Source organism: Mesorhizobium sp. M0016, assembly GCF_040324035.1.
GTDB lineage: Bacteria > Pseudomonadota > Alphaproteobacteria > Rhizobiales > Rhizobiaceae > Mesorhizobium.
The window spans coordinates 131,972-144,279 of record NZ_JAMYVM010000005.1; the positions used below are offsets into that span (position 1 = coordinate 131,972).

Genomic DNA, 12,308 nt, shown 5'->3' on the forward strand with positions numbered 1-12,308 from the left:
GTAGAGCGGTTTGCCGTTTCAGAAAACGGTGAAACGATCTAGCAGGAATCGGCTACGCTGAGACGCGGCCTTTTGGAGCTTTACGGGCGAATGAGCGAAGCCGGAAATTCGGACCCCGAAAACCTGGAGAAGCAAAAGGCCGTCGCCTATCGCGTGCTGGCGCGCAAATATCGTCCGTCGAATTTCTCCGAACTGATCGGCCAGGAGCCGATGGTCCGCACTTTGACCAACGCTTTCTCCACAGGCCGCATCGCCCAGGCCTGGATGCTGACCGGCGTGCGCGGCGTCGGTAAGACCACGACGGCGCGCATCCTGGCGCGGGCGCTCAACTACAAGACGCCGACGGTCGACCATCCCTCGGTCGACCTCGCCCTCCTGGGCGAGCACTGCCAGGCGATCATGGAAGGCCGCCATGTCGACGTCATCGAGATGGACGCCGCGTCGCATACCGGCATCGACGACATCAGGGACATTATCGAGCGCGTGCGCTATGCCCCGGTGTCGGCGCGCTACAAAGTCTACATCATCGACGAAGTGCACATGCTCTCCACCCAGGCCTTCAACGGCCTGTTGAAGACGCTGGAAGAGCCGCCGCCGCACGTCAAATTCATCTTTGCCACCACCGAAATCCGCAAAGTGCCGATCACCGTGCTGTCGCGCTGCCAGCGTTTCGACCTGAGACGCATCGATGCTGGCGCACTGGTCGCGCACCTCTCCTCGATTGCCGGCAAGGAAGGCATATCGGTCGACGACGACGCGCTGGCGATGATCGCGCGCGCCGCCGAAGGCTCGGCCCGCGATTCGCTCTCCATTCTCGACCAGGCAATCGCCCATGGCGGCGGCGCCGTCAGCGCCGAAGCGGTGCGCGACATGCTGGGTCTCGCCGACCGCGCCCGCATCGTCGACCTGTTCGAACATGTCATGAAGGGCGATGTGGCGGCCGCCCTTGCCGAATTCCGCAACCAGTACGACACCGGCGCCGATCCGGCTGCCGTGCTGACCGATCTGGCCGAATTCAACCACCTCGTCACCCGGCTGCGCTTCGTGCCGACGGCTGCCGACGACGCTTCCCTGTCCGAGGATGAGCGCCGCCGCGGCGCCGACTTCGCCAGCACGCTGTCGGTCAAGGTTCTGTCGCGAACCTGGCAGATGCTCTTGAAAGGCATTCCCGAGGTGCAGTCGTCCAACCGACCGGTCAGCGCCGGCGAGATGGTGCTGATCCGGCTGGCGCATGCCGCCGACCTGCCGACGCTGGACGAGGCGCTGAAATCTCTGGAGAGCGGCGCTCCGGCGTCCGGTGGTGCGTCACGCCCGAATGGTGCGCCGGTAAATGCCGGCAATGGCGGCGGCGCCAGCGCGGTAGCGCAGACCCGGATGCCGTCCGGGCCAGCCGGTGCGCAAACCATGCGATTGGTCGACGCGCCCCCGGTCGCCTTTGTCGCGCCTCCGCAGCCGGTCGTCGAGCCGCAATCGCCGCCGCTGAAATCGCTGGCCGATATTGTCGCTCTTGCCGACGCGCAGCGTGACATCGCCTTCAAGGTGCTGGTCAAGAGCTGTATTCGCCTGGTGCGCATCGAGCCCGGCCGTATTGACGTCGGCCTGACCGCCGATGCGCCCAAGATGCTGCTCAACGACTTGACGACGAAGCTGCGGGCCTGGACCGGCCGCAACTGGCTGGTGTCATTGTCGAAGGAAGAGGGCGGCCAGACGTTGGCCGAGATGGAATCGACCAGGCGCGAGACCGCTTTCTCCGACGCGAAAAGCGATCCGGCGGTGGCCGCCATCCTCGCGCGCTTTCCCGGCGCCAAGATCATCGACGTGCGCATTCCCGACGCGCCGGAAGTCGACACCGACAAGGCCGAAGCGCCGGTCGAGCCGCCGTCCGACGACGACGAAACCTGACCATAGCCACGAATCCGCAAAGGACCCGACCATGAAAGATCTTCTCGGCCTGATGGGCAAGGCGAAGGAAATGCAGGCCAAGTTCCAGGCCATGCAGGACGAGATCGCGACGATTGAAGCAAGCGGGCAGGCGGGCGGCGGGCTGGTCAATGTCACGCTGACCGGCAAGTTCGAAATGAAGTCGCTGAAGATCGATCCGTCGCTGTTCAAGGAGGACGAGGTCGAGATTCTCGAAGACCTGCTGCTGGCCGCTCACAATGACGCCAAAAATAAGGTCGAGCAGATTATGCAGGAGAAGACCAAGGCGCTGACGGCAGGCTTGCCGATCCCGCCCGGAATGAAATTGCCGTTCTGAGCCGGCTCCAACCAGTTAATTGATTATGAAGAGAAATCGGCTGCGGAGGCTGTTGTTAAGACTTTCTCCGGCTTTGCTCACGCGGACATATCCGGGCATTTATAAAGTTTTACCTATGCTGCACGAAAGCTAATCCTTTAGCCATCTTTTTGCCTTTAAGAGTCTCATTCTTGCCACATCTCGGGGCGGGCTGGCATCTGGACAATGAGGCATTTTTGTTGATCGCGACGCGATGGAAGACGCCGCTTCTGCTCGGCATCATCTTCTCCCCTATGTTCCTGGCGGGTTGTAGCCAGACCACGTCTTCGCACGGCTTGTCGGTCGCCAGCCTGACCGACGCCATCACGCCCAGCTTCCTTTCGACGCGCGCCTACCGCAACACGCCGAAGGAGAAGGAATGCCTGGAGCGGGCGATGTTCTTCGAGTCCAACCGCTCGAGCCGTGACGGCATGATCGCCGTCGGCACGGTGGTGATGAACCGGCTGCGCTCCGGCAATCATGGCAGCACCATTTGCCAAGTGGTTGGCGAACCGGGCCAGTTCGCGCCCGGCGTGATGACGCGGGCGATGAATTCGAAAGCGATGCCCGATGTCGAGGAGGCCGCCGATGCGGTGCTCAAGGGCGAGCGCAAGGCCAAGCTGAAGAACACGATGTACTTCCACACCGCCGGCCTGAGGTTCCCCTACAAGAACATGCATTACACCATGGTTGCCGGCGGCAACGCCTTCTACGAGAAGCGCGGTCGCAACTGGCAGCCGCTGCCGGATGAATCCACGACCATGGTTGCCTCGGCGCAGCCGCGCGCGCCTGTGCCTGAAGCGCCGTTGCAGGTTGCCTACGCCGAGCCGGTGGTGAAGACCATTGTCCGTCCAGATCCGGCCAAGCAGGCCGCGGCGGTTCGCGCAGCCAAGGCGACACGTGCCCCGGCCGAGCAGACCTATGTGACGGCTTCCGCGGCGCCCGCCAAGAGCGCCCGCATCGCCGCCAAGCAGACGGAGGTGGCGATGCAGGAGCCGATGGCCGAGCCCGATGCCTCGCGTTTCGGCGGCACGCTGAACGCCCGCTACATCACCTCGGTTCCATCGGCAACGCAGGAAGCGTCGATGGGCTTCCAGTCGACGCCTGAGAATACCGATGCTATCGGCGCGATGATTATCGACCAGACCCGGCCAGCGTCAGCTTACTGACGCCTAAAACAGTTTCCAAGCCCGCCATGGCAGCATGGCGGGCTCGGTGCGTATGCGGCATGTTTCAAAGCGCGCGGAAAAATCCTAGATCAGTGCGATGTCGAAGCGAATCGCCGGTCCCGAGATCGAACGCCTGATCCAGCTCCTGGCCAAGGTGCCGGGGCTAGGGCCGCGTTCGGCCAGGCGTGCGGCACTGCACCTCATCAAGAAGAAGGAGCAGCTTTTGTCGCCGCTCGCCGCCGCCATGGCTGAAGCCGCCGACAAGGTGCGCATCTGCACGATCTGCGGCAATGTCGATACCTCCGACCCTTGCATGATCTGCACCGATCCGCGCCGCGATGCCTCGACGCTGATCGTCGTCGAGGATGTCTCCGACCTCTGGGCGCTGGAGCGGGCGGCGGCCATGAATGTGCGCTACCACGTGCTCGGCGGCACGCTGTCGCCGCTCGACGGCATCGGCCCCGACCAGCTCAATGTCCGCTCGCTGGTCGACCGCGTCGCCGGCGGCGAGGTGAAGGAGGTGATCCTCGCCGTCAACGCCACGGTCGAGGGCCAGACGACGGCGCACTATCTCACCGACCAGTTGTCGGGCTTCGAGGTCAAGGTGACACGACTTGCCCATGGCGTGCCGGTTGGCGGCGAGCTTGATTATCTGGATGAGGGTACGCTGGCGGCGGCCTTGCGCTCGCGGACGGCGTTTTGACGCAATTGGCGGGCAGGATGTGCGACATGAAAGCTTCGCATTCTTCGAGGTTTGCGCCAAACACCCCCCTCTGTCCTCCCGGACATCTCCCCCTCAAGGGGGGAGATCAGCAGCTTCTCGGGCGGCATTCTTCTTTCAACGCTGGTGGTTGGCGAAAACCGAAGCGACAGCCAATCTCTCCCCTTGTGGGGGAGATGTCCGGCAGGACAGAGGGGGGCGCGACAGAAAGCGGACCTTTCCGATTGGCGCTCGTTGCGCTTCTCGCATCCCTTGTTGCCCTGCTTTTTGTAGCCCCCGCCTCCGCCGCCAAAATCGACGACCAGTTCCGCGCCTGGCTGCAAACCGATCTCTGGCCGGAAGCCCAGACCAAAGGCATCTCCAAATCCACCTTCGACGCCGCTTTCGATGGCGTGAAGCCGAACCTCAAATTGCCCGACCTCGTCCTGCCCGGCGAGAAACCCGAAACCCCGCAAAAACAGCATCAGGCCGAGTTCGGTTCGCCCGGCGCCTATTTCGCCGAAAAGACGGTGCGCGCCGTCACGTCAGGTGGGCGCACGCGCGAGGCGGCCAACGCCAGGACGCTGGCTGCGATCGAAAAGCGCTACGGTGTCCCGGGCGAGATACTGTTGGCGATCTGGGGCCGCGAGACCGGCTTCGGCGCGGCGAAAATGCCCTACGACGCCTTCGAGGTTCTCGGCACCAAGGCGTTCATGTCGACCAGGAAGGACTTCTTCCGCACCGAGGTACTGGCGGCGCTCGAGATCGTCGAGCATGGGTTGGCGCCGGTCGGCGCCATGAAATCGTCCTGGGCCGGCGCGCTCGGCCAGCCGCAATTCATGCCGACCTCGTTCCTGAAGCACGCCGTCGACTACGACGGTGATGGGCACCCGGACATCTGGAATTCGACGCCGGACGTGCTGGCCTCGATCGCCAACTATCTCGTCCACTATGGCTGGGTGAAGGGGCGTGGCTGGGGTTTCGAGGTGACGGTTCCGGAAAGCGTTTCCTGCTCGCTCGAAGGTCCCGACCAGGGCAAGAAGATCTCAGCCTGGGCGGCGATGGGAATCAGCCGCGTCGGCGGCAAAGCCTTTCCGGCCAACGAACTGAAGGCGGAAGGGTTCCTTTTGATGCCGGCCGGACGCAGCGGTCCGGCCTTCATCGCCACGACAAATTTCTACGTGCTGAAGCAATACAACACCAGCGACCTCTACGCCCTGTTCATCGGCCATGGCGCTGACCGCATCGCCCATGGCGATGCTGATTTCGTCGGCAGCTGGGGTGCGGTCGGCGGCCTGCATCGTTCCGACATCGCCGCGCTGCAACGGGCGCTGGAGGCCAAGGGCTACGATGTCGGCAGCGCCGACGGCCTGCCCGGCTTCAAGACCCGCCGCTCGATCGGCAGCTGGCAGGAAAAGAACGGCCGCCCCGCCACCTGCTTCCCCGACGCCGATCTGGTTGCTGCCATCAAGTAACACCGAAAAGAGCAGATTTTTCCCCATCGGCGGCTGCAATTGGCTCGCCCATGCTTCGACGCGCACAGCATATTCCGGTCCAGTATGCCGGCTCGCAAAAATGCCCGTTGCCGGTTGGAGGGCTGCCGGATAGGGTGTTGACCAACTGGAAAAAAATCAACACGGTATGGGGTCTAACGGTCGTCCTCCGGCCGCGAAAAAGATTACTGCAGCCCTGAGCCGGGAACTCGGGGTCAACAATCAACAAAACAGGGAACAATCATCATGATGATGGAAAAGTTTGCTCTACGTTCGCGCGTCTGGCTCGCAGGTGCTGCCATGTCCGCTCTGCTCATTGGCGTCGCGCCGGCCTTTGCCGTGACCCCCGCCGACACGCTGGTCGAAGGTTTTGCCATCGACGACATCATCTCCATGGATCCGGGCGAGGCGTTCGAACTGTCGACCGCCGAAGTCACCGGCAACACCTATGATCTGCTGGTCCGCCTCGACCTCAGCGACACCTCCAAGGTCAAGGGCGACCTTGCCGAGAGCTGGACCGTCTCCGACGACGGCCTGGTCTATACGTTCAAGCTCAAGCCCGGCCTAAAGTTCGCTTCGGGCAATCCACTGACGGCCGCCGATGTCGCCTATTCCTTCGAGCGCGCCATCAAGCTGGATAAGCCGCCGGCATTCATCATCAACCAGTTCGGCATCAGCGGCGACAATGTTGCCGACAAGGCCAAGGCCGTCGACGATACCACCTTCCAGTTCACCGTCGACAAGGCCTATGCGCCGAGCTTCGTGTTAAACTGCCTGTCGGCAACGGTCGCTTCGGTCGTCGACGCAAAGCTGGTCAAGGAACATGTCGCCGCGGTGACGCCGAGTGCCGACTACAAATGGGACAACGATTTCGGCAACGCCTTCCTGAAGACCGGTTATGCCGGCTCCGGCGCCTACAAGCTGCGCGAATGGCGGGCCAATGAGGTCGTCGTGCTGGAGCGCAACGACAATTACAATGGCGAGAAGGCCAAGCTCGCCCGCGTCATCTACCGCAACATGAAGGAAAGCTCGGCACAGCGCCTGGCGCTCGAAGCAGGCGACATCGACGTTGCCCGCAACCTCGAGCCGAACGATCTCGACGCCATCGCCAAGAATGCCGATCTCACCACGACCAGCGCGCCGAAGGGCACGGTCTTTTACATCAGTCTCAACCAGAAGAATCCGAACCTCGCCAAGCCCGAGGTTCGCCAGGCGTTCAAATATCTGGTCGACTACGATGCGCTGAGCACGACCATCCTCAAGGGCATTGGCGAGATTCACCAGACCTTCCTGCCCAAGGGCGTGCTGGGCGAACTGGACGAAAATCCGTTCAAGTTCGACGTCGCCAAAGCCAAGGAACTGCTGACCAAGGCCGGCCTGGCCGACGGCTTCAGCGTAACCATGGACGTACGCACGGGACAGCCGACAACGGGCATGGCGGAATCGATCCAGCAGACGCTTGGCCAGGCCGGCATCAAGCTGGAAATTATCCCGGGCGACGGCAAGCAGACGCTGACCAAATACCGCGCCCGCAATCATGACATCTATATCGGCCAGTGGGGCCAGGACTATTTCGATCCGAACTCCAACGCCCAGACCTTTGCCTCAAACCCGGACAATTCTGATGAAGGCAAGACCAAGACGCTGGCCTGGCGCAATGCTTGGGACATCCCGGACCTGACAAAGCAGACCGAAGCAGCCTTGCTGGAGAAGGATGCCGGCAAGCGCGCCGATATGTACAAGAGCCTTGAAAAGACGATCCTCGACACCAGCCCCTTCGTAATCATCCACCAGCAATTGGAAGTGGCAGGCCTGCGCAAAAACCTGAAAGGCTTTGCGCTCGGTCCGAGCTTCGACACCAACTTCGTCGGCCCGGTCTCCAAGGAATAGCGCCGGCGGACGCGCCCTGATGAGCGCGATTGAAAACCAGGCGACGGCGGGGCAGGGAAGCGCCCGCGCCGTCGCTATCTTGTTGGCGATCGGCCGCTTCCTGGTCATCGCCGTCACCACCTATCTCGGCCTGCTCGCGGTGACCTTTTTCATCGGCCGCATCATTCCGATCGATCCGGTGCTGGCGGTGCTCGGCGACCGCGCACCGGCCAATGTCGTCGAGCGCACCCGCCGCGAGATGGGGCTCGACCTGCCGTTGATCGAGCAATTCTATATCTATCTCAAGCATGCGCTGAACGGTGATTTCGGCACCTCTGTGCTGACCACCAATCCTGTGATGACCGACATCCGCCGTGCCTTTCCGGCAACGATCGAACTGGCGACTTTGGGCACTCTGATAGGCTCGTTGATCGGCGTGCCGCTCGGCGTGCTGGCAGCGGTAAAACGCGGCAGTCTCATCGACCAGATCGTTCGCATTGTCGGCCTGATCGGCTATTCCGTGCCTATCTTCTGGATCGGGCTTTTGGGGCTTGTCCTGTTCTACGCCAAGCTCCAATGGGTGGCTTTTCCCGGCCGCCTCGACATCGTCTACGAGTACACATTCACACCGATCACCGGCTTCTACCTGCTCGACGCCGCGCTGCAGGGCCAGTGGGATATCTTCTACGACGCTTACCGCCACATCATCCTGCCGGCAGGGCTGCTGGGCTATTTCTCGCTCGCCTATATCAGCCGGATGACGCGCTCCTTCATGCTGAACGAGCTGTCGCAGGAATACATCGTCGCCGCGCGCGCCAAGGGCCTGTCTGAAACGCGAATCATCTGGGGCCATGCGCTGCGCAACGCCGCGGTGCCGATGGTCACGGTGATCGCGCTGTCCTATGCCGGGCTGCTCGAAGGTTCGGTGCTGACCGAGACGGTGTTCTCCTGGCCCGGCATCGGCCTCTACATCACCAATTCGCTGCAGAACGCCGACATGAACGCCGTGCTCGGCGGCACCATCGTCATCGGTTCGGTGTTCATCGGCATCAATCTCCTGTCCGATGTTCTCTACAAGGTGCTCGATCCGAGGACGAAGACAGGATGAGCGCCGAAGCAATCCAAACGCGCCGCGATTGGCTGCTCAGCGATCGGCCGGCCTCGCGCATGCAGGCACGGCTCGGCCGCGCCTACGTCGCTTGGCGGCGCTTTTCCGCCAACCGGCTGGCGTTTCTCGGCCTGCTCATCATCATCGCGCTGCTGCTGGTCGCCGCCCTTGCCGATGTGCTGGCGCCCTATTCGCCGACTATCGGCGAACTCAAGAATGCCCGGCTTTTGGCGCCGAGTGCGGCGCATTGGTTCGGCACCGACGATCTCGGCCGCGATATCTATTCGCGCATTCTTTTTGGCTCGCGCTGGACCCTCTATGTCGTCATTCTTGTCGCTGTCATCGCAGCCCCCATCGGCCTTTTGGTCGGCACCGTCGCCGGCTATGCCGGCGGCTGGACCGATGCCATTCTGATGCGCATTACCGACATCTTCCTCGCCTTCCCCAAGCTGATCCTGGCACTGGCCTTTGTCGCGGCCCTTGGCCCCGGCATCGAAAACGCGGTGCTGGCCATCGCCATCACCTCGTGGCCGCCTTACGCCCGAATTGCGCGGGCCGAGACGATGACCGTGCGCAATTCGGATTACATCAAGGCGGTGCAATTGATGGGCGCCTCTCCGTTCCGCATCGTGCTGCGCCACATCATGCCGCTCTGCATCTCTTCGCTCATCATCCGGGTGACGCTCGATATGGCCGGCATCATCCTCACCGCCGCCGGCCTCGGCTTCCTCGGCCTGGGCGCCCAGCCGCCGCTGCCGGAATGGGGCACGATGATCGCGTCCGGCCGCCGCTTCGTGCTCGACCAATGGTGGGTGGCCGGCGCGCCGGGCTTCGCCATCCTCATCGTCAGCCTCGGCTTTAACCTGCTTGGCGACGGCCTGCGCGATGCGCTCGATCCCCGGAGTGGCGACCAATGAGTGGTGACCAATGAGCGGTGCACTTCTCGATGTCGACGACCTGCGCGTCACCTTCCCGACTCGGACCGGCCTCATCCAGGCGGTGCGCGGCGTCACTTTTTCGCTTGGCCGAGAGCGGCTGGGCATTGTCGGTGAAAGCGGCTCCGGCAAGTCGCAGACCGGCCGCGCCATCATGGGCCTGACGCCGCCGCAGGCTCTGGTGTCGGCCAAGAAGCTCGCCCTCGACGGCATCGACCTTCTGGCCATACCGGCCCGTCAGCGCCGGGCGCTGCGCGGCAAACGCATCGCCATGATCCTGCAGGATCCGAAATATTCGCTCGACCCCGTGATGAGCATCGGCCGCCAGATCGTCGAGACGCTGCGCACGCATGAAAAGGTCTCCAAGGCCGAAGCGCGCGAGCGGGCGCTGGCCATGCTGGAAGCTGTGCAGATCCGCGATCCCTCGCGTGTCTTCGACCTGCATCCGCACGAGGTGTCCGGCGGGATGGGCCAGCGCGCCATGATCGCAATGATGCTGATCGCCGGACCGGAACTGATGATCGCCGACGAGCCGACCTCGGCGCTCGACGTCACCGTGCAGCTCGATGTGCTCGGCATCCTCGACCGCTTGGTCAGTGAGCGCGGCATGGGCCTGATCTTCATCTCGCACGACCTGCGGCTGGTCGCCTCCTTCTGCGACCGCGTCATCGTCATGTATGCCGGCAAGGTGATCGAGCAGCTCAAGGCGTCGGAGCTGCGCGACGCCCAGCATCCCTACACGCGCGGCCTGCTCAACTGCATGCCCAGGATCGGTTACGAACGCCACCCGCTGCCGGTGCTCGACCGCAAGCCGGAGTGGGCGGCATGACGCCAGCCATTTCGATTGAAGGGCTGGAGGTGGTGTTCGACCGTTTTCGCGCGCTGAAAGGGGCGAACCTCGAGGTGAAGTCCGGCGAATCCTTCGGCCTGGTCGGCGAGAGCGGTTCCGGCAAGTCGACGCTGCTCAAAGCCATTGCCGGCCTGGTGCCTGTCGCATCCGGTACTATCACGGTCAATGGCAAGACGCTGGGAGCGCGCCGCGACAAGGCTTTTTATCGCGAAGTGCAGATGGTCTTCCAGGACCCCTATGGTTCGCTGCACCCGCGTCAGACCGTCGACCGCCTGCTACAGGAACCGCTCGCCATTCACGGCTTTGCCGATGGCGAGCAACGCATCCAGCGCGCCCTCGACGAGGTCGGATTAGGCAACGGTTTCCGTTTCCGCTACGCGCACCAGCTCTCCGGCGGTCAGCGTCAGCGCGTGGCGATCGCGCGCGCGCTCATCCTCGAACCGTCGATCCTGCTGCTCGACGAACCAACCTCGGCGCTCGACGCTTCGGTGCAGGCCGAAGTGCTCAACCTGCTGGAAGAGGTTCGCCGTCGGCGCAAGCTGACCTTCCTGATGGTCAGCCACGACCTCGCCATCATCACCCATATGTGCGAGCGCCTGATGGTGATGCAGAACGGCGAAGCGGTGGAAAATCTCACCGCGAGCCAGCTGATCGGGCATCGCGTAGAGAAGGATTATACGCGCAATCTGTTGAGGGCGAGCGAGGGGTTTGTGCGGACCGCTTGAATCTGGGGTTTCCTATGGCGGAATGGACGTTCGAAGACCCACCCAATGTCGCGGTGTTGTCGGACAGAAGCATATTTAAACGTGGTGACTGGATCGCATACGTTGTGCACGAAGCTGATGACGACGATAACCACAACGATGAGGGTGGCAGTTGGCAATTTCATAGCAACGACAAGCAAAATCGAGATGAACCCGAGCTAATGCTCGTCAGCCTCCAGAATGTGGTTCAGCGGGATGAGAGCATCCTGGAATTGGCCGATTTGCCAAAAGGCTGGCATGCTTGGCGCAGTTCAAAATTGTCGCCTTGGCAGCGCGCTAAATCACTCCCTGTACCCTCCAACGACAACGAGTGATGCAGGAGGGCTAAGTCGAGCTTTGCGCCAGTTCGCCGTTCTCTGGAACAGATGGTTCGTCCCCCTGCTTAGGCTCCTTGATCCTGAACCACGTCACATAAAGCGCCGGCAGGAACAGCAGCGTGATCGCCGGCGATGATGCCGCCCATCATGGCGTATGCCATCGGGCCCCGGAACACTTCGCGCGCGATCGGGATCAGCGCCAGGCTGGCGGCCGCGGCCGTCAGCGCGATCGGCCGCATGCGGTGCTCGGTCGCTTCGATACGGCTTCCCAGCGGTCTTGGCCCTCGGCCACCAGATCCTCGATCTGCACGATCAGGATCATCGAGTTGCGGATCAGGATGCCGATCAGCGCCAGGACGCCCAGAATGGCGACGAAGCCGAGCGGTGCGCCGCTCGGCACCAGGGCCGCGACCACGCCGATCAGGCCGAGCGGCGCCACCGCCACCACCAGGAACAGGCGCTGAAAACTTTGCAACTGGATCATCAGGATGGTCGCCATCACGAACAGCATCAGCGGCACCACCGCTGCGGCTTTTTGCGCTTTCTTCGACCGAGCCGGCGGTTGCAACGGAATAGCGGGCGGTAGTTTGGCGATGAAGGCGTCGACCGACGGCTTCAATTCGTTGACGACGGTGGCCGGCAGCACGTCGCCAACGAGGCCTGCGCGAACGGTGATCATCGGGATGCGGTTGCGCCGCCACACCGTCGGCTGTTCAGGTCGTAGCGGAAGTTCGCCACCGCGGCGAGCGGGATCGCTTCGCCGTTCCCGGTGACGGGTGAGCTGTCACGGACTGCCCCGTACGTGTATCGGTCGGCTGGTTAAGACCG

The 12,308-nt window shown here is 62.8% G+C and carries 13 protein-coding genes; 11 read left to right on the top strand and 2 right to left on the bottom strand.

What is annotated here, in order from left to right:
- Positions 1–90: 90 nt before the first annotated feature.
- The 11 genes from NKJ88_RS09820 (at position 91) to NKJ88_RS09870 (ending at position 11,477) form a co-directional block, all read left to right on the top strand.
- Positions 91–1,902: a DNA polymerase III subunit gamma/tau gene (locus NKJ88_RS09820; protein ID WP_352443995.1), complete on the top strand. Its 1,812-nt coding sequence runs from the start codon at positions 91–93 to the stop codon at positions 1,900–1,902.
- A gap of 31 nt (positions 1,903–1,933) precedes the next feature.
- Positions 1,934–2,257, top strand: coding sequence for a YbaB/EbfC family nucleoid-associated protein (locus NKJ88_RS09825; RefSeq protein WP_023669519.1), 324 nt, complete (start codon positions 1,934–1,936; stop codon positions 2,255–2,257).
- Positions 2,258–2,475: 218 nt separating this feature from the next.
- Positions 2,476–3,444: a cell wall hydrolase gene (locus NKJ88_RS09830; RefSeq protein ID WP_023692601.1), complete on the top strand. Its 969-nt coding sequence runs from the start codon at positions 2,476–2,478 to the stop codon at positions 3,442–3,444.
- A 97-nt stretch (positions 3,445–3,541) separates the two neighbouring features.
- Positions 3,542–4,147 carry a recombination mediator RecR gene (recR, locus tag NKJ88_RS09835; RefSeq protein WP_023828455.1) on the top strand — a complete coding sequence of 202 codons (606 nt, stop codon included), beginning with the start codon at positions 3,542–3,544 and terminating at the stop codon, positions 4,145–4,147.
- A 194-nt stretch (positions 4,148–4,341) separates the two neighbouring features.
- A complete protein-coding gene (locus tag NKJ88_RS09840; RefSeq protein WP_352443996.1) occupies positions 4,342–5,619 on the top strand; it encodes a lytic murein transglycosylase in 1,278 nt (425 codons plus the stop codon).
- 264 nt (positions 5,620–5,883) lie between these two features.
- The gene (locus NKJ88_RS09845; RefSeq protein ID WP_023682026.1) at positions 5,884–7,527 is read left to right on the top strand and encodes an ABC transporter substrate-binding protein; all 1,644 of its coding nucleotides are present in this window, start codon (positions 5,884–5,886) and stop codon (positions 7,525–7,527) included.
- Between the two features lie 19 nt (positions 7,528–7,546).
- Complete coding sequence (locus NKJ88_RS09850) at positions 7,547–8,614, top strand: ABC transporter permease (protein ID WP_352443997.1); 1,068 nt, start codon at positions 7,547–7,549, stop codon at positions 8,612–8,614.
- Entirely contained in the window at positions 8,611–9,531 is a 921-nt protein-coding gene (gene nikC / locus NKJ88_RS09855; RefSeq protein WP_023823771.1) for a nickel transporter permease, read from the top strand. The genes NKJ88_RS09850 and nikC overlap by 4 nt, the downstream gene beginning before the upstream one ends.
- A 10-nt stretch (positions 9,532–9,541) precedes the next feature.
- Complete coding sequence (locus NKJ88_RS09860) at positions 9,542–10,378, top strand: ABC transporter ATP-binding protein (protein WP_352443998.1); 837 nt, start codon at positions 9,542–9,544, stop codon at positions 10,376–10,378.
- Positions 10,375–11,124 (top strand): ABC transporter ATP-binding protein, encoded by a 750-nt coding sequence (locus NKJ88_RS09865; RefSeq protein ID WP_023682022.1) that lies wholly within the window; start codon positions 10,375–10,377, stop codon positions 11,122–11,124. The genes NKJ88_RS09860 and NKJ88_RS09865 overlap by 4 nt, the downstream gene beginning before the upstream one ends.
- A gap of 14 nt (positions 11,125–11,138) precedes the next feature.
- Positions 11,139–11,477, top strand: a complete 339-nt coding sequence (locus tag NKJ88_RS09870; protein WP_023682021.1) for a hypothetical protein — start codon at positions 11,139–11,141, stop codon at positions 11,475–11,477.
- Between the two features lie 68 nt (positions 11,478–11,545).
- Here the strand turns inward: NKJ88_RS09870 and NKJ88_RS09875 are convergent, their stop codons facing one another.
- Together NKJ88_RS09875 and NKJ88_RS09880 are read right to left on the bottom strand one after the other, a co-directional pair.
- Complete coding sequence (locus NKJ88_RS09875; protein WP_023682020.1) at positions 11,546–11,719, bottom strand: hypothetical protein; 174 nt, start codon at positions 11,717–11,719, stop codon at positions 11,546–11,548.
- Positions 11,701–12,159, bottom strand: coding sequence for an efflux RND transporter permease subunit (locus tag NKJ88_RS09880; protein ID WP_352443999.1), 459 nt, complete (start codon positions 12,157–12,159; stop codon positions 11,701–11,703). Before NKJ88_RS09880 ends, NKJ88_RS09875 begins: the two co-directional genes overlap by 19 nt.
- Positions 12,160–12,308: the final 149 nt, after the last annotated feature.